We start from the raw sequence: 15,220 nt of genomic DNA, 5'->3' as shown, positions 1-15,220 counted from the left end.
CGGCCGATCAGATGCGGCGCGCGAGGGCTGCGTTGCCGGTGATGCGCTGGGGCGGAGGCGCCGAAGAGGTCGCGCCTGAGCTGGGTGTGGCGGAGCCATTGGATCCCTGAATGTCCTGCGCCTGGTTCGGCGAGGCCCCGCCGGTAGCAGATGCCCCCTCCGGCCGCAATGGCCGGGGCGGTGCGAACAGAAACCCTTGGCCGAAACGCACGTCATAGTCGAGCAGGTCGACCACGGCGCGCTCGCCTTCGATCCGTTCGGCGATCAGGTCGATGCCGAAGCGGCCGAGCAGGTCGGAGAGGTCGGACGGGTGGATGTCGGAGGCGGAGGCCTGCTTGGGATCGAGCAGCAGCGCGGCCGGCACCTTGATGAAGCGAACCCCGCGATCGGCCAGCTCGCGCGGCTCGATGCGCAAATCCGTGACATGGTCGATCGAGAAACGGAAACCGCGCTGGGCGAGCGCCGCGAGGTTCTCGGTCTCGACGGGACCGAGATTGCGGAAGGTTGACTGCTTGAACTCCAGCACCAGCGAGGGCGCCAGCGCGCGATTGGCTTCCAGGAAATCGAGGCATTGCGCGAAGGTAGTGGAATTGCCCAGCGTGGAAGCCGCGACGTTGCAAAACACGCCGACGTCCTTGTTGCGCACCATCAGACGCCGCAGCACCTGCACGCAGCGCAGCATCACCATGTTGTCGATGCGCCCGATCAGCCCCGAGGCTTCCGCGATGCTGATGAACTCCTCGGCGGCGATCAGCTGGTCGCGCTCGTCGCGTAGGCGCGTCACCGCCTCGTAGAACCGCACCTTGCGCTGCGGCAGCGTCACCATCGGCTGCAGGAAGATATCGATGCGGTTCTCGTCGACTGCATTGCGCAGCGTCGCCAGCAATTGGGTCTGGTTGCGCCCATTGGCGGTCTGAACCGGGGGGATGGCCTGGGCCTGCACCGTCGGCGGCGCCGGCCGTGGCGGGGGCTGCGGAAGGGGAGGAGGAGCGAGCGGCTTCTCCTCGAAGGGGGCAGCCAGATCAATCGGCGTTTCCGGCTCGGGCCTTGAAACCGGGGCGGGTGCGGGGGCCGGCGCGTGGCCGGCGAGCAGATCCTCATGGGCTGCCACGGTGGTGGCGAGCTGCCTGACCAATCCGCCGAGTTCGTTGATCTCGCCGATGACCGACTGGATGCGGTCGGAATTGGTCGAATTGGACGCGGCGATGCGGCTCTCGACCGCAGCCAGCCGGCGGCCGAACTCGGCCACCTGGCGGGCGAGGTCGGTGGTGCCGCGCGAGAGATCGGCGATCTGGCCGCCGACGTCGCTGCGGTCGCGCAGCCGCATCGACACAGCGTTGTAGAGGATCAGGAAGGTCAGCGCGGTCAGCGCCACGATCGCCGATTCCGTTCCGCTGATGCCGGCGACCGAATAGAGTACGAGCCCGAGCGAGGCCGCGACCAGGACCATGCAGATGGCGATGAAGATCGTCGAAATGCGAATCATGCCGCGCGTTATGCCTTTAAGAGCTGACTGCCTCACCCGGGGAAAACACGGGTCGCGCTCGACCTCGTCACGCCTCATGCTCCCCCAAGCATCGATGAGCCTAACATCATTGTTGATTCGAGGGGATAGTGACTGTGTCGGAGCCTATTCAGGCGCGCGCGCCCAAAGCCTTTCGTTACCCGTCTGCCGGCTCAGGTGCGGAAATCAAGACGCTCTCAGCGGAAAATCATGCCGCCCTCAAGGCCAGCGCGCCGCATGCGCCCTATCGTCCCGGCGTTTTCAACCGCAGGAGATTGCCATGTCGACATCCGCCGCGCTCAAGCCAGCCGCCCCCCAGCCCGATCTTGCCGCCGTCAAGCAGCGCCAGCACGGCGCCTGGTCGTCTGGCGATTATGCCGTGGTCGGCACCACCTTGCAGATCGTCGGGGAACAGCTCTGCGAGGCCATCGACCTGCGCGCCGGCAGCAAGGTGCTGGACGTCGCGGCCGGCAACGGCAATGCGACGCTGGCGGCGGCGCGGCGCTGGTGTGACGTCACATCCACCGACTACGTACCGGCGCTGCTCAAACGCGGGCGCGAGCGCGCCATGGCCGAACACCTCACTGTTGAGTTCCGCGAGGCGGATGCCGAGGCGCTGCCGTTTGCGGATGCCGCCTTCGACGTCGTGCTCTCGACTTTCGGCGTGATGTTCACACCGGATCAGGACAAGGCCGCTTCCGAGCTCGCGCGGGTCTGCAGATCCGGCGGCAAGATCGGCCTTGCCAACTGGACGCCGCAAGGTTTTATCGGCCAGCTGTTCAAGACCATCGGCAAGCATTTGCCGCCGCCGGCCGGGGTGAAATCGCCCGCCATGTGGGGGACACCGGCACGGCTCGAGGAGATGTTCGGCGGCGTGGCCGCGGAGATCGCCGCCGAGCCGCGCATGTTCGTGTTCCGCTATCGGTCGCCGGACCACTGGCTCGACATCTTCAAGACCTTCTACGGCCCCACGCTGAAGGCGTTTGCCGCGCTCGACGCGAACGGGCAAGCCGCGCTGACGCGCGATCTCCTGGCGCTGCTCGAAGAGTTCAACCACGCCGATGACGGCACGATCGTGGTGCACAGCGAATATCTGGAAGCCGTGATTACCAAGCGCTGATCGCGCCCGGGATGCGGTCGGGCCAGCTTCGGCCCGACCGCCACCGATCAAAATGGCGCGGTGGCGCCGACCGTGTCGGCGGAGACGGCGTCCCGGGTGCCGAGCGGCTTCGCCCGCCCGGTGGTGGTATCGCGCAGCGTCTGCCGCTCGATCTCCGAATTCAGCTCGGCGCCGAACATGATGACGATCGCCGACATCCACATCCACGTCATCAGGCCGATCGCCGCGCCCAGCGAGCCGTAGGTCGCGTTGTAATTGGCGAATTCCGAGAGATACCAGGACAGCAGGGCAGAGCCCGCGATCCAGAGAATCGCGGCAATCACGGCGCCGAGGCTCAACCATTGCCAGCGCGGCGCATCGCGGCTCGGCGCGAAGCGATAGAGGATGGCGAGTGCGACCAGCAGGATGATGAACAGCAGCGGCCATCGTGCCAGCGCCACGATCAGCTTGCTTTCGGGCGCCATGCCGAGATGATTGAGCGCAAGCGGGAAGGCGACGACGGCTCCCACCATCAACAGCAGCGCCACGATGCCGCCAACGGTGAAGGCCAGCGAGACCATGTTCAGCCGGATGAAGCTGCGCTTCTCGCGCTCCTCATAGGCGACGTTGAGGGCGTCGAAGATCGCCTTGACGCCGGCATTGGCGCTCCAGATCGCAAGCAGCAGGCCGACCAGGAAGGTGACGCCGAGCGTCGCATTGCCGTTCGACACCACGCGCGCGACCTGCTCCTCGACGATCTGGAACGAGCCCTCGGGCAGCATGGTCGCAAGCGTGTGCAGATTGGCGCTGATCGTGGCGGGATCGGCGAACAGGGCATAGGAGGAGACGAGCGCGGTGACTGCGGGGAAGAGTGCGAGCAGCCCGAAGAAGACGACGCCGCCCGCGGTCGCGAGCAGGCGATCCTCGTCGATGCGCTGATAGGTCCGCCAGAAAATGTCCTTCCAGCCCGCCCAGGGGATCTCGAACGGGCTTTTCGCCCGGCGGCCGCGGCCCGGCTGCATCGCCGCACCGGCCGGGTGAGTTTCCGGGGAATTCGCTTCGCCCTTGCGGTGGTCTTGCGGAGGCCCCGGCCTCGCCAGGCCGGAATCCTGAAAGTAGCGCTCCGCCGTCAGCACGAACACGGCCGTTGCCGCCACCAGCAACCAGGAGTCGATCTGATCGGAGCGCCGCGCCAGCATCACGCCTCCAGACTGTGCCTGTTGCGTCGCCGCCGGGCGGCAGTCAGCCCGACCAGGCCGACCGCCGCGAGCATCAGGCCCAGCTGCACGGGACGGTTGGCGCGGGCCGGCCAGGTCTTGATGCCGCCGCGCTCGCCCGGTGCGAGCGGCGCGAGGGGAATCGTCGTTGCGACCTCCTTCACCGCCTCCTTGACCGTTCCACGCGGGATCCGGGGCGTGGCGACCGCCACGCGCAGACGGCTCGCGAGCGGCACGACCGGCTTGGCCTTGCGTTTCATCTGGGCCATAGCCACCCCGGCACAGACCGCAGCCAGCACCAGCAGCACTGCGGCGACGGCGCCAAATCCCCAGAACTGCCCGTAGGTGATCCCGACCCAGCGGTACAAGGCGATCAGGCCAACGAAAAATGCCGCGACAACGAACAGGCCGGCGACCGCGAACAGCCCGCCGGCCACGGCGTAGGATGTCACCTTGCCGGTTGCCTGGCTGGTCTGGTCGCGCAGATAGGATTGAGCAGCGCGTTTGACGTGATTGAGCTTGAGCGCCATCCCGGCGCGCAGCAATTCGCCCGATGGCGCGAGCATGCGGACATCCTCCAAGGACTAGAAAATTCGTCGGGGGATGAACGTGGCGATATTTGACTTGTTCCGACGGAGCGTGATCGGCCGCGATGAATCAGCCGAGATCGGCGGCTGCGATCCAGAACACCTCGCCCTCGGAATCTTCGGTGTCCAGCCAGAGCAGCGGCAGTTCCGGGAAAGCCGCGTCGACCAGCTCGCGGCCGCGGCCAATCTCGCAAATTAGCCCGCCATCCGCCGTCAGGTGATCGGGCGCATCGCGCAGGATACGGCGCACCACGTCGAGACCGTCGGCGCCACCATCGAAGGCGAGCTTTGGCTCGGCCCGGCACTCCGGCGGCAATGCCGCCATGCCCTCGGCGTCGACATAGGGCGGGTTGGTGATGATCAGGTCATATCTGTTGCCGCCGAGCGGGGCGAAAAGGTCGCCGCGATGGAGGCTGATGCGGTCCTCGAGCCCATATTCGCCGACATTGCGTGCCGCGACCTCGAGTGCGCCCTTGGAGATGTCGACGGCGTCGATATTGGCGTTCGGGAAATGATGCGCGGCGAGGATCGCAAGGCATCCCGAGCCCGTGCAGAGATCGAGCACGCGCTTGACCGCCGTCGGGTCGTCGATCAGCGATCCGGCCTCGCCGTCGGCGCCGAAATGCGACTCCAGGAGCTCGCCGATGAAGGAGCGCGGAACGATGACGCGCTCGTCGACATAGAACGAGAGGCCGCGCATGTAGATCTTGTTGACGAGATAGGCGGCCGGTTTGCGCGTCGTGACGCGCTGATGGATGAGATCGAGGAGGGTCTTGCCTTCCGCGGCGCTGACGCGCGCGTTGGCGAAGATCTCGAACTGGTCGGGATTGAGATGCAGCGCCTCGCAGACCAGGAACGCGGCTTCAGAGACGGGGTCGGTCGTGCCGTGGGCAAAGGCGAGCTTCGCCTCGACGAAGCGGCTCACCGCGTAGCGGACGAAGTCGAGCAGCGTGAGAAGCTCGCCGGGTCCCACCTTGGCGAGGTCAGGCGCGGCGCGGCCGCGCGCGGTCTTTTTCGTTGGCTTAGCCATCAGGATTTGGTCCAGCGTGTGGCGGCTTCGTCGTCACGGGCGTGGGCCTCGACCCAGCCGGTGCCGGTGGCGCTCTCTTCCTTCTTCCAGAACGGTGCGCTGGTCTTGAGATAGTCCATCAGGAACTCGGCCGCCTCGAACGCCGCCTGTCGATGCTGCGAGGCGGTCACCACCAGCACGATGTTCTGGCCCGGCATCAAGCGGCCGACGCGGTGGATCACCGTGATGCCGTTGAGCGGCCAGCGCGAGACGGCCTCGTCAGCGTGGCGCCTGATCTCTTCCTCCGCCATGCCGGGGTAATGTTCGAGCGTCAGCGCGGCGACCTTGGCGCTGTCATCGTCGGCGCGGCAGATGCCGGAAAATGTCACCACAGCGCCGATATCGGTCCGGCTGCTCGTCAGGACCGAGATCTCGCGCGCGATGTCGAAATCGTCTTCCTGGATACGGATGGTGACGGGGCAGGTCATGAGGCTAGCCGCCGGTCATGGGCGGGAAGAACGCGATCTCGCGGGCGCCTGCGATGGCGGTGTCCTGCTTGACGTGAGCGCGGTCGATCGCGGCGCGGATCACCTTCGGCTTCTCGAACGCGTGCGCATAGGCTTCGCTCTGGCCGGAGAGCCAGGCGATCAGCTCCTCGACGGTGCGCACGCTCGCGGGAGGCTCGATCGTCTCTTCGGCCTTGCCGACGCGCTCGCGTACCCAGGCGAAATACTTCACCTTCATCCCTCGTCCTCCTTAATGAGGTGATGGATGCCGGCGCGGAAATAGTCGTAGCCGGTGTACATGGTGAGGATCGCCGAAGCCCACAGCAGTGCGAGCCCAATCATCGAGACCACCGGCACCACCTGATCGCCGGCTGGGCCGGCGATCAGGAAGCCGATCGCAACCAGCTGGACCGTGGTTTTCCACTTCGCAAGCTTGGTCACGGGCACGCTGACACGGAGCGCAGCCAGATATTCGCGCAGGCCCGAGACCAGGATCTCGCGGCACAGGATCACGATGGCGGCCCATAGCGACCAGCCGTGGATGATGCCGTCCGCGGCCAGCATCAACAGGCAGGAGGCGACCAGCAGCTTGTCGGCGATCGGATCGAGCATGCGGCCGAAAGCCGATTGCTGATTCCAGATCCGCGCGTAATAGCCGTCGAGGTAATCGGTCACCCCTGCGGCAATGAAAATGGCGACCGCGAGCCAGCGCAGCCAGAGCGGCTGATCCAGAATCGACTGCGCATAGATGCATCCGACCACGACCGGGATCGCGGCGATCCGGCCATAGGTCAGGATGTTGGGGAGGGACATCGCGCGGCTGGTCGTCCCTCGTGTGGTGGCGATGTTCATCCGTCCTACCAATACCGCTGCTGCCTGAACGTCAACCGTCCCGCGCCCCAAATGAGGTGCGGACACGACGATCATATGACTGCGGTCCCCCTTTAGTTCATCCCGGCTGGGGATGGAAATATTCGAAAATCCTGCGCGCACTCTCGGCGCTCACCCCCGGAACCTTGCCGAGATCGGCGATCGAGGCCCGTTCGATCTCCTTCAGGGTTCCGAAATGGTGCAGCAAGGCACGTTTGCGTGACGGGCCGATGCCCGGAATCTCCTGCAAACCAGCCTCGCGGATGTCCTTCTTGCGCAGCTTGCGGTGCGAGCCGATGACGAAGCGGTGGGCTTCGTCGCGCAGGCGCTGGATGAAATAGAGCACGGGATCACGTGGCTCCAGCTTGATCGCCTCGCGCTCCGGCATGAACAGGGTCTCGCGGCCGGCATCCCGGTCCGGTCCCTTGGCGACCGACATCAGCGACACCTGGGTCAGGCCGAGATTGGCGAAGATCTCGCGCACGGCATTGAGCTGGCCGCGGCCGCCGTCGATGATCACGAGGTCGGGCCATTGCGGGAAATCGTCGTCCTTGGCCTTGCTGGCGGCGTCCTCGGGCGGATTGATCAGGCGCTTGAAGCGGCGCTCCAGCACTTCGCGCATCATGGCGAAGTCGTCGCCGGGCGTGATCCCTTCCGACTTGATGTTGAACTTGCGGTACTGGTTCTTCACGAAGCCATCTGGGCCCGCGACGATCATGGCGCCGACCGCGTTGGTGCCCTGGATGTGGCTGTTGTCGTAGACCTCGATGCGCTTGGGCACGTGCGGCAGGCTCAGCGTCGCGGCCATGGCCTCGAGCAGCCGGCTTTGCGTTGCGGTGTCCGCGAGCTTGCGGCCGAGCGCCTCGCGCGCATTGGTCAGCGCGTGGGTGACCAGCTCCTTCTTCTCGCCGCGCTTGGGCGCGGTGACCTCGACCTTGTGGCCAGCCTTGATCGATAGCGCGTTGGCGAGCAGCTCGCTCTCCTCGATATCGTGCGAGAGCAGGATGTTCCTCGGCGGCGGCTTGTCGTCGTAGAACTGCGCCAGGAAGGACCCCAGCACCTCCTCCGGCGTAAAGCTCTTCTCCGCGCGCGGAAAATAGGCGCGGTTGCCCCAGTTCTGTCCGGTGCGAAAGAAGAACACCTCGACGCAGGAGAAGCCACCCTCCTGGTGGATGGCGAACACGTCGGCTTCCTCCACCGTGCGCGGATTGATGCCCTGCTGCGACTGGATCGCCGACAGCGCGGCGAGGCGGTCGCGGTACAGTGCGGCGCGCTCGAATTCCAGCTCGTTCGAGGCCTTCTCCATCTCGCCGGCGAGTTCCTGCTTCACCGCATGACTCTTGCCGGAGAGGAAGTCGCTGGCCTCGCGCACCAGCGTCGAATAGCCGCCGAAATCGATCTCCCGGGTGCAGGGTCCGGCGCAGCGGCGGATCTGGTGGAGCAGGCAGGGCCGGGTGCGGCTCTCAAAGAAGGAATCGGTGCAGGAGCGGATCAAGAACGCGCGCTGCAGCGCCGTGATTGTGCGGTTGACCGCGCCGGCGGAGGCAAACGGGCCGAAATAGCGCCCGGGCCGGGTCTGCGCACCGCGATGTTTCAGGATCTGCGGCGCCCAATGGTCGCCGGTGATCAGGATGTAGGGGAACGACTTGTCGTCGCGAAGCTGCACGTTGAAGCGCGGCCGCAGCTGCTTGATCAGGTTGGCTTCCAGCAGCAGCGCCTCGGTCTCGGTCGTGGTCGAGACGATCTCCACGGTGACGGTGGCCGCGATCATGCGCAGGATGCGGGCCGGCAGCGGCGCACTCTGGCGCGCATAACTGGCCAGGCGCTTTTTGACGTTCTTGGCCTTGCCGACATACAGCACGTCGGCGTTCGCATTGAGCATACGATAGACGCCAGGCGAGGTCGGTGCGAGGCGGACCGCGCGCTCGATTGCCTCGTGACCGGTCGCGAGCGGGCCTTCGCCGACGGCGCCGCTCTCTTCCAGGATGTCCGGCAGCAGGGCATCGTCCTCGTCGTCGCCCCCTGCCGCCGCGGGATCGACGTCCGGCCCGGCCAGCCGCTCGGGCGGCGTGTCGATCGCTTGAGCCGGCGGCGCCTTGCGCGCGCGGTCGTCCGGATTGTCGGGGGAATCGTGAACCATGGGACGAATTTAGGCGCTGGGGGGACTGATTTGAAGTTCCGGCCATGCGGCACGCACAGCGGATGGCGCCCAGTTTCCGGTAACGCTTCCTTAAGTCTGTTAAGCGGGCGGTAACCCGGCTTAACAGCCCTTTAACTTAAAACTCTCGATAAATCCTACGCGAAAAGTTCTTGGTTCCGTAACCATGCGGTTTTGCTCGTGCGGCGGCGCGGGCATCGCTCGGGTTGCGACAGTGGCGTTGGAGTGAGTGATGAAGAGGCTCGTTGTGGGCGCGGCCGCGTTGGTTGCAGCCGGCTGGACAGCTTCGGCAGAGGCCGCCGATCTCCAATACGGGCAGCGTGCGCCCTATACCGTCAATCAGCCGCTCAATGCCTATAGCTGGGCGGGTCCCTATCTCGGCGGCAATATCGGCTACGAATGGGGCTCGGTCGACAACAACCCCACCAAGCCGTCCGGCTTCGTCGCCGGTGTGCAGGCCGGCTACAATTTCCAGAACGGCCCGTGGGTGTTCGGCGTCGAGGGCGACATCCAGGCCGCCGGCGCCGACGACACGTTCGCGCCGTGGAAGTTCTCCAATCCGTGGTTCGGCACCCTGCGCGGCCGCGCCGGCTATGCGTTCAACAACGTGCTGTTCTACGGCACTGCCGGTCTCGCCTTCGGCGAGCTGCGGGCGCAGACCTTCGGCTGGTCTGAGTCGCACACCACCGCCGGCTGGACCATCGGCGCCGGTGCGGAAGTCGGCCTCGCGCCGAACTGGAGCGCCAAGCTCGAATATCTCTACATCGATCTCTCGACCAGCCAGTTCGCAATCACGGGCGTGTCAAACGGCTATAGCGCCAACGTTGTCCGCGCAGGCGTGAACTATCGCTTCTGACATCCAAAGAAGAAAATACCGGACCAGCCTCCCGGCCGCTCGCGGCCGGGATTTTTTTCGCCAGGCTTGCTAGGAGAGGATCACCAGATTGACCGCCTTCGGTCCCTTCCCCTTCTTGTCCGGTTCGACTTCGAAAGTAATACGCTGTCCTTCGGCAAGGTCCTTCAGTCCCGCCCGCTCCACAGCAGTGATGTGAACGAAGACATCGCGACCGCCGTCGTCAGGCTTGATGAAGCCGTAGCCGCGCTCGCCGTTGAAGAACTTGACCGTTCCCGTCATGGCCATCGGGAAACTCCCCCTCATTGCTCCTCCGTCGCGACGCAGACTCACGTCGCGACATGACCGGGCCTTACGGAGCCCGGGAGCTGGCCATCCTTGGACGGACCTGATCGGTCCGGCGGGATCTTTCTTAGGGCCTTCACTCCGCCGCAACCATTCGCGGAAGCGGAACGTAAAGCCAGTCACGGAAATAGCATAATACGGTTCTTTGCAGATTGACTACCGGTCCTGCATATTTTTCCCAAGAATGCCGGAGTGTTACGGCTTGGCGTTACGGCTTGGCGTCAATGCTTGGCGTCAAGGCTTGGGCACCTCCAGCCGGAATCTGGCAGCACCGCCCTGGCCGAGCGGTATTTCCAGCTCCGGCAGAATGGTCTTGAGCTCGCCGTGCAGCGTGTAGGGCGGGTTGACGATCAAGAGACCGGTGGAGGTGAGGGCGGCGCTGTCGGCTTGCGGCGCGACGCTGAATTCGAGGCGCAGGCATTTTCCGGGCGGCTTTGCTGCAGCTGCGAGCCGCGCCACGGTTTGTGCCAGCGTGTCGGTGGCGCGCCGGTTCTTGGCGGGATACCAGATTACGTAGATACCGGTCGGCCATTTCGCGAACGCTGCCGAGAAGGCTTCGCCGAGCCGCTCGAACTCGTCCTTGGCCTCGAAGGGCGGATCGATCAGCACGAGGCCACGCCGCTCCTTCGGCGGCACGAAGGCCGGCAGCGCCACCCAGCCGTCGAGATCGACTACGCGGGCCTGCTCGTCGCGGCGCAGCGCATCGATCAGCGCTTTCCGGGCCTTCGGCTCGAGCTCGCAGGCGACGAGCCGGTCCTGCGGCCTGAGCAGGCCGCGCGCGATCAACGGCGAGCCCGGATAGGCCTTGAGCTCCCCCTTCGGATTGAAGGCGCGGACGATGTCGAGATAGGGCTTCGTCAGCGCTGCGCTCTCGTTCGACAGGCGCGCCTGCAGCAGCCGCGCGATGCCGGTCAGCCATTCGCCGCCGCGGCGCGCCTCGTCGCTGTCGAGATCGTAGAGGCCGGCGCCGGCATGGGTGTCGATGACGCGGAACGCTGCCGGCTTGTCCTGCAGATAAGTGAGGATGCGCGCCAGCACGATGTGCTTGATGACATCGGCGAAGCTGCCGGCGTGGAAAGCGTGGCGGTAGTTCATGGCAAGAGCACTACGCCACGCGATGGCTTGAGCAAAGAGGCACGATCACGTGTCCCGGACGCGGTGCAGCGTGTAACGCTGCGCCGCTGAGCCGGGACCCAGCTCTTCGCGAAAGGCCCCGGATCAGCAGCGCACCACGCCGCTGTTCGCGGCGCATTGCGCTGCATCCGGGGCACGAGAGCGTGCCTACCCGCCCCTGATCGGCGGCATCGTCACCTGGTCGCGGCGGCAGGCGCGGCGCTCGATCTCGTCGCAGGCGCGGAATTGCAGGTCCTTGCTGAGGCAGATGCGGACCTCTGACAGCCGTGTCCGGTTGCAGGTGACCGAGACGGCGGCACTGCTGAGACCCGGATTGGCCTTGATGAAGGCCTCCTCGACCTCCGCGGGCGCGACGGTCTTGGCCTGCGCCAGATCGAGATATTCGGGCGGGATCTTGATCGCAGCGCGCGCCTTGCGGATCATCTCGAAATAGCCGCGGCCCTCGAGCCCGGAGCAGGTGCCGTGCTTGTCCCATTCGTTGAAGATCAGGCCCGGCGCTGGCATCAGGTCGAGCATCGAGGAAACGATATTGCGGTTCAGCCGCGGCGCCGGCCGCTGGCAATATTCGGGGAAGCCGTTTTCATATTGCGGCCACAGCCCATGCACCACGAAGGCGTAGGGCCGTCCGCTGCATTGCATCTGGGACCGTCCGCCGCGTTCGGCGGCCTCCTCGCAGAACGAGGGCGACCACGATAGCGCCAGCACATAGAAGTCGAACTCGCCGGGTGCGTTCTGCCGCTTGTCCTGCGCCTTCGCACCGCCCGCGAGGGTGGCCAACCCCGCAGCAAGAGTGAGCGAGATCATCAAACGGGACAACGAACGCAATCTGAAGTGAAACATGGCGACGCCCCTCAACTAGACTGTGCACACACAAGCCTAGCAGGCGATGGGAACATTTCAAGAACAAAATTGGGGCGGCAGTCATCGGCTGGCTGATCAGCCCGAATCCGCCGCTGTTGGGGTCAGGGCTTGGCGGCGCGGCAGGCCGGATTGTAGGCCCAGTTGCGATCCACTCCAACGACGCACCATTCGACACCGTTGCCGTAGGAGGCAAAGCCGCCATCCTCGATGATCGAGAAATGCACCTTGCGCGCCTTGCCGTCATTGAGCATGGCCTCACCGGTGCAATAGCGGCGCGGAATGTTGTCAGACTGCCAGGGCCGGAACGCGGTCTCGCGAACGGCGGAGAAACCGGTGATCTGCAACGAAGAATTCCAGAACGTGTATTCCTTTTCGGCGAACTCGTGCACGATCCTCGGCAGAGCCCAGTCGCAAGGGGCGACGGCACCGTCATAGCGCGGCCCACTCAGCCAGAAATTCAGCTCCAGCGGGTTGGCGGCCCTGGCCTCGCCGAGCGACAGCGCTCCGAACATGAGACCGAGCACGGCAGCAAAGCGGAGCGATTTCTGGGAGGGGGCGGGCATGGTCAATCCGGACAGCTAAGGTCTTGCGAAGGCCGGACGGTGCCGCGAAGGTTGGGGGAGGTCAAGTGCAGCGCGGCAACACTTCGCAAGGACTTGACCAAGTGTCGCGGCCAACAGGGGTTCGGTTCTTTTCAGGTGCCTCCCGGCACCGTAGACTGGCGCCAGCCAATTGGAGTGACGGGAATGCGAATCATTGCGGCCGCGGGCCTTCTTGCCAGTCTGATTGTCTCGGGCATGGCGAGCCAGTCGGCGCGCGCCGATTACGTGCCGCCGTTCAAGGGCAACGACACCGGCGGCATCATCGCCTATTCGATGGCGACCCGGGTCGATGCGCGCCAGGTCGCGGTCGATCACTGCGCCCGCTACGGCAAGGTCGCGAAATTCCTGGCCGTGCAGGGCTATGAGGGCGGCTACATCTCGTTCTCGTGCCGCTGGGTGCCCTATGGCGCCGCCGACCGGCCGATCCGCACGCTGTACTGAGCGCTGTCGCAAGGCCGTACTTCTCTCAGCCGGGAGCTTTCCTCATGACGCGCAAACTCGCTTTGCTCGGCTCGATGCTTTGCCTCGCATTGTCAGCGAGCAGCGCCGGCGCCGACGAACTGCCGCTGCGCAAGGCCGGACTTTGGGAGATGAAGCTGGTCACATCGGGCTCGCCCGTGCCCGAGATGACCATGCAGCACTGCACCGACGAGACCGTCGACAAGGAGATGAGCAACAACGTCTCCCCGATGGCCAAGCAGATCTGCGCCAAGCAGGAGATCAAGAAGACCGCGACCGGCTATGTCAGCGATTCCGAGTGCAGCGTCGCCGGCGTCAGCACGACCTCGCATGCCGAGATCACCGGCGACTTCAACTCGGCCTACACGGTGAAGACCACTTCGCACGCCAAAGGCGGCGTTGCCGGCACGGCCGGGCGCGATAGCACCACGACGCTGCAGGCCAAGTGGCTCGGGGCCTGCAAGCCGGATCAGAAGCCCGGTGACATCGTCATGCCCGGCGGCTTCAAGATGAACACGCGCGACATGGACAAGCTGAAGGCGCTGCTGCCGAAGTAGGTGTGCTCGCCGCGCGGTCGGTGCGCTCCCTCGCCCCGTTCTTGCGGGGAGAGGTGGAGTAAGCCACCTACACCGGTATCCGCACGCTCGCCCTCAATCCCCCCATCGGGCTGTCACCCAGCGTGATGTCGCCGCCGTGCGAGCGGGCGATGTCGCGGGCGATCGCGAGGCCAAGGCCGGTGCCGCCTTCATCCTGGTTGCGGGCGTTGTCCAGCCGCAGGAACGGCTTGAACACCTCTTCGCGCAAGTGGGCGGGAATGCCCGGGCCGTCGTCATCGACGGTGACGGTCAAATAACGGTGATCGCGCTGGCCGGTGATGGCGATGTTCTTGCCGTAGCGCGCTGCGTTGGTGACGAGGTTGGCGAGGCAGCGCTTGAACGAAGCCGGCTTCACCGTCACCACGGGCAGGCCGTTGAAGGCGACGGTCGCGGTATGGCCGTGGCGTTCGGCATCGCTGCGCAGCTCTTCGAGTGCCTGCGCCATATCGGTCGGCTGCGACTGTTCGCCGGAATCGCCGCGCGCGAAGGCGAGGTAATCCTCCAGCATCATCGACATCTCGTCGACGTCCTTGCGCATGCCCTCGAGCTCGGGACTGTCGCCGATCAGTGCCAGCTCGAGCTTGAAGCGGGTCAGGATGGTGCGCAGATCGTGGCTGACGCCGGCGAGCATCGCGGTGCGCTGCTCCATCGTGCGCTCGATGCGCGACTTCATCTCCAGGAAGGCGACCGCCGCGCGCCGCACCTCGCGCGCGCCGCGCGGTCTGAAGTTCGGCGCCTCGCGGCCCTTGCCGAAGCTTTCTGCGGCGTCGGCAAGCCGCAGGATCGGCTTGATCTGGTTGCGCAGGAACAGCACCGCGACGATCAACAGGATCGAGGACGTGCCGACCATCCAGAACAGGAAGATCTCCGAGTTCGAGGCATAGGCGGCGCTGCGCTGCGCGAACACGCGCATCACGGCGTCGTCGAGCTGGATGCGGATCTCGACCAGGTTGGAGCGGCCGACCGTGTCGATCCAGAACGAGCGGCCGATCTGGCGGCCGAGCTGCACCGACAGCGTCTGGTCGAGCAGCGAGAAGAACGGCTTTGGTCCCGGCGGCGGCATGTCGCCGGCAGGCAGGAAATCGACCACCAGGCCGAGCCGCTGCTGCGCGATGCGGCGGATCTCGTTGCGGTCCTTGTCCTGCGGATAGCCCTTGTAGACGTCGATGAGTGCGGCGATGTCCTGCACCACCGCGGCCGACAGGCGGCGCGTGACCGTGTTCCAGTGCCGCTCCATGAACACGAAGGCGACGACCGATTGCAGGATCACCATCGGCACGATCATGATGAGGAGCGCGCGGGCGTAGAGGCCGGTCGGCATCCAGCCCTTGAACGCGTTGCCCATCCAGCCGTTGGCGGCCGAGACGCGGCCGGCGGCGCTCTTCAGAAGCGTCAGGCCGGTATCGATCGTGCTCATCTG

17 protein-coding genes are annotated in these 15,220 nt (G+C 65.5%); 4 read left to right on the top strand and 13 right to left on the bottom strand.

The annotated features are described in order from the left end of the window. Window positions 1-7 precede the first annotated feature (7 nt). Window positions 8-1,486, bottom strand: coding sequence for an EAL domain-containing protein (locus ACM43_RS06635; protein ID WP_271539069.1), 1,479 nt, complete (start codon window positions 1,484-1,486; stop codon window positions 8-10). A 298-nt stretch (window positions 1,487-1,784) separates the two neighbouring features. Here ACM43_RS06635 and ACM43_RS06630 point away from each other — a divergent pair, with 298 nt between their 5' ends. Beyond that, window positions 1,785-2,624, top strand: a complete 840-nt coding sequence (locus ACM43_RS06630; protein ID WP_271539066.1) for a class I SAM-dependent methyltransferase — start codon at window positions 1,785-1,787, stop codon at window positions 2,622-2,624. 47 nt (window positions 2,625-2,671) lie between these two features. On the opposite strand, the gene ACM43_RS06625 is transcribed toward ACM43_RS06630, so the two are convergent. From ACM43_RS06625 to uvrC, 7 genes are all read right to left on the bottom strand, one after another. Then, the gene (locus ACM43_RS06625) at window positions 2,672-3,802 is read right to left on the bottom strand and encodes a YihY/virulence factor BrkB family protein (RefSeq protein WP_157286517.1); all 1,131 of its coding nucleotides are present in this window, start codon (window positions 3,800-3,802) and stop codon (window positions 2,672-2,674) included. Continuing rightward, entirely contained in the window at window positions 3,802-4,386 is a 585-nt protein-coding gene (locus ACM43_RS06620) for a phage holin family protein (protein ID WP_057027666.1), read from the bottom strand. The genes ACM43_RS06625 and ACM43_RS06620 overlap by 1 nt, the downstream gene beginning before the upstream one ends. Window positions 4,387-4,477: 91 nt before the next feature. After that, window positions 4,478-5,437 (bottom strand): 50S ribosomal protein L3 N(5)-glutamine methyltransferase, encoded by a 960-nt coding sequence (gene prmB / locus ACM43_RS06615; RefSeq protein WP_271539063.1) that lies wholly within the window; start codon window positions 5,435-5,437, stop codon window positions 4,478-4,480. Further along, complete coding sequence (locus ACM43_RS06610) at window positions 5,437-5,904, bottom strand: molybdenum cofactor biosynthesis protein MoaE (RefSeq protein WP_271539061.1); 468 nt, start codon at window positions 5,902-5,904, stop codon at window positions 5,437-5,439. The genes prmB and ACM43_RS06610 overlap by 1 nt, the downstream gene beginning before the upstream one ends. A gap of 4 nt (window positions 5,905-5,908) precedes the next feature. Beyond that, window positions 5,909-6,160 (bottom strand): molybdopterin converting factor subunit 1, encoded by a 252-nt coding sequence (gene moaD, locus ACM43_RS06605; RefSeq protein ID WP_271539059.1) that lies wholly within the window; start codon window positions 6,158-6,160, stop codon window positions 5,909-5,911. After that, window positions 6,157-6,774, bottom strand: coding sequence for a CDP-diacylglycerol--glycerol-3-phosphate 3-phosphatidyltransferase (pgsA, locus tag ACM43_RS06600; RefSeq protein ID WP_128264816.1), 618 nt, complete (start codon window positions 6,772-6,774; stop codon window positions 6,157-6,159). The genes moaD and pgsA overlap by 4 nt, the downstream gene beginning before the upstream one ends. Before the next feature lie 97 nt (window positions 6,775-6,871). Next, window positions 6,872-8,932 (bottom strand): excinuclease ABC subunit UvrC, encoded by a 2,061-nt coding sequence (gene uvrC, locus ACM43_RS06595; RefSeq protein ID WP_271539056.1) that lies wholly within the window; start codon window positions 8,930-8,932, stop codon window positions 6,872-6,874. Window positions 8,933-9,182: 250 nt separating this feature from the next. On the opposite strand from uvrC, the gene ACM43_RS06590 reads away from it, so the two are divergent. Next, window positions 9,183-9,806, top strand: a complete 624-nt coding sequence (locus ACM43_RS06590; protein WP_225186194.1) for an outer membrane protein — start codon at window positions 9,183-9,185, stop codon at window positions 9,804-9,806. Between the two features lie 69 nt (window positions 9,807-9,875). Here ACM43_RS06590 and ACM43_RS06585 read toward each other — a convergent pair whose 3' ends face one another. From ACM43_RS06585 to ACM43_RS06570, 4 genes are all read right to left on the bottom strand, one after another. Then, window positions 9,876-10,091 (bottom strand): cold-shock protein, encoded by a 216-nt coding sequence (locus ACM43_RS06585; RefSeq protein WP_008544396.1) that lies wholly within the window; start codon window positions 10,089-10,091, stop codon window positions 9,876-9,878. A gap of 291 nt (window positions 10,092-10,382) precedes the next feature. Next, complete coding sequence (locus ACM43_RS06580) at window positions 10,383-11,243, bottom strand: 23S rRNA (adenine(2030)-N(6))-methyltransferase RlmJ (protein WP_036040013.1); 861 nt, start codon at window positions 11,241-11,243, stop codon at window positions 10,383-10,385. Between the two features lie 186 nt (window positions 11,244-11,429). After that, window positions 11,430-12,122: a ribonuclease T2 gene (locus tag ACM43_RS06575; RefSeq protein ID WP_271539052.1), complete on the bottom strand. Its 693-nt coding sequence runs from the start codon at window positions 12,120-12,122 to the stop codon at window positions 11,430-11,432. 122 nt (window positions 12,123-12,244) lie between these two features. Beyond that, window positions 12,245-12,655, bottom strand: coding sequence for a hypothetical protein (locus ACM43_RS06570; RefSeq protein ID WP_246732434.1), 411 nt, complete (start codon window positions 12,653-12,655; stop codon window positions 12,245-12,247). 234 nt (window positions 12,656-12,889) lie between these two features. Between ACM43_RS06570 and ACM43_RS06565 the strand changes: the two genes are divergently transcribed. Beyond that, window positions 12,890-13,186 carry a hypothetical protein gene (locus ACM43_RS06565; RefSeq protein ID WP_271539050.1) on the top strand — a complete coding sequence of 99 codons (297 nt, stop codon included), beginning with the start codon at window positions 12,890-12,892 and terminating at the stop codon, window positions 13,184-13,186. Window positions 13,187-13,230: 44 nt separating this feature from the next. Then, a complete protein-coding gene (locus ACM43_RS06560; protein WP_271539048.1) occupies window positions 13,231-13,761 on the top strand; it encodes a DUF3617 domain-containing protein in 531 nt (176 codons plus the stop codon). A 67-nt stretch (window positions 13,762-13,828) separates the two neighbouring features. Here the strand turns inward: ACM43_RS06560 and ACM43_RS06555 are convergent, their stop codons facing one another. Beyond that, window positions 13,829-15,217 (bottom strand): ATP-binding protein, encoded by a 1,389-nt coding sequence (locus tag ACM43_RS06555; RefSeq protein WP_025033840.1) that lies wholly within the window; start codon window positions 15,215-15,217, stop codon window positions 13,829-13,831. Between the last annotated feature and the right edge of the window lie 3 nt (window positions 15,218-15,220).

Source organism: Bradyrhizobium sp. CCBAU 45321, assembly GCF_028128975.1.
In the GTDB taxonomy this organism is placed as follows: domain Bacteria; phylum Pseudomonadota; class Alphaproteobacteria; order Rhizobiales; family Xanthobacteraceae; genus Bradyrhizobium; species Bradyrhizobium yuanmingense.
Note: the sequence above shows the minus strand (reverse complement) of the source record. Positions and strands in the feature narration are given on the sequence as shown.

Excerpts from the sequence above, each read along its gene's own strand:
- ACM43_RS06565 (WP_271539050.1), top strand. The coding sequence starts at position 12,890 with ATGCGAATCATTGCGGCCGCGGGCCTTCTTGCCAGTCTGATTGTCTCG.
- ACM43_RS06590 (WP_225186194.1), top strand. The coding sequence starts at position 9,183 with ATGAAGAGGCTCGTTGTGGGCGCGGCCGCGTTGGTTGCAGCCGGCTGG.
- ACM43_RS06560 (WP_271539048.1), top strand. The coding sequence starts at position 13,231 with ATGACGCGCAAACTCGCTTTGCTCGGCTCGATGCTTTGCCTCGCATTG.
- moaD (WP_271539059.1), bottom strand. The coding sequence starts at position 6,160 with ATGAAGGTGAAGTATTTCGCCTGGGTACGCGAGCGCGTCGGCAAGGCC.
- ACM43_RS06580 (WP_036040013.1), bottom strand. The coding sequence starts at position 11,243 with ATGAACTACCGCCACGCTTTCCACGCCGGCAGCTTCGCCGATGTCATC.
- ACM43_RS06570 (WP_246732434.1), bottom strand. The coding sequence starts at position 12,655 with ATGTTCGGAGCGCTGTCGCTCGGCGAGGCCAGGGCCGCCAACCCGCTG.
- prmB (WP_271539063.1), bottom strand. The coding sequence starts at position 5,437 with ATGGCTAAGCCAACGAAAAAGACCGCGCGCGGCCGCGCCGCGCCTGAC.
- ACM43_RS06610 (WP_271539061.1), bottom strand. The coding sequence starts at position 5,904 with ATGACCTGCCCCGTCACCATCCGTATCCAGGAAGACGATTTCGACATC.
- ACM43_RS06625 (WP_157286517.1), bottom strand. The coding sequence starts at position 3,802 with ATGCTGGCGCGGCGCTCCGATCAGATCGACTCCTGGTTGCTGGTGGCG.
- ACM43_RS06620 (WP_057027666.1), bottom strand. The coding sequence starts at position 4,386 with ATGCTCGCGCCATCGGGCGAATTGCTGCGCGCCGGGATGGCGCTCAAG.
- ACM43_RS06575 (WP_271539052.1), bottom strand. The coding sequence starts at position 12,122 with ATGTTTCACTTCAGATTGCGTTCGTTGTCCCGTTTGATGATCTCGCTC.
- ACM43_RS06635 (WP_271539069.1), bottom strand. The coding sequence starts at position 1,486 with ATGATTCGCATTTCGACGATCTTCATCGCCATCTGCATGGTCCTGGTC.
- ACM43_RS06630 (WP_271539066.1), top strand. The coding sequence starts at position 1,785 with ATGTCGACATCCGCCGCGCTCAAGCCAGCCGCCCCCCAGCCCGATCTT.
- uvrC (WP_271539056.1), bottom strand. The coding sequence starts at position 8,932 with ATGGTTCACGATTCCCCCGACAATCCGGACGACCGCGCGCGCAAGGCG.
- ACM43_RS06555 (WP_025033840.1), bottom strand. The coding sequence starts at position 15,217 with ATGAGCACGATCGATACCGGCCTGACGCTTCTGAAGAGCGCCGCCGGC.
- pgsA (WP_128264816.1), bottom strand. The coding sequence starts at position 6,774 with ATGAACATCGCCACCACACGAGGGACGACCAGCCGCGCGATGTCCCTC.
- ACM43_RS06585 (WP_008544396.1), bottom strand. The coding sequence starts at position 10,091 with ATGGCCATGACGGGAACGGTCAAGTTCTTCAACGGCGAGCGCGGCTAC.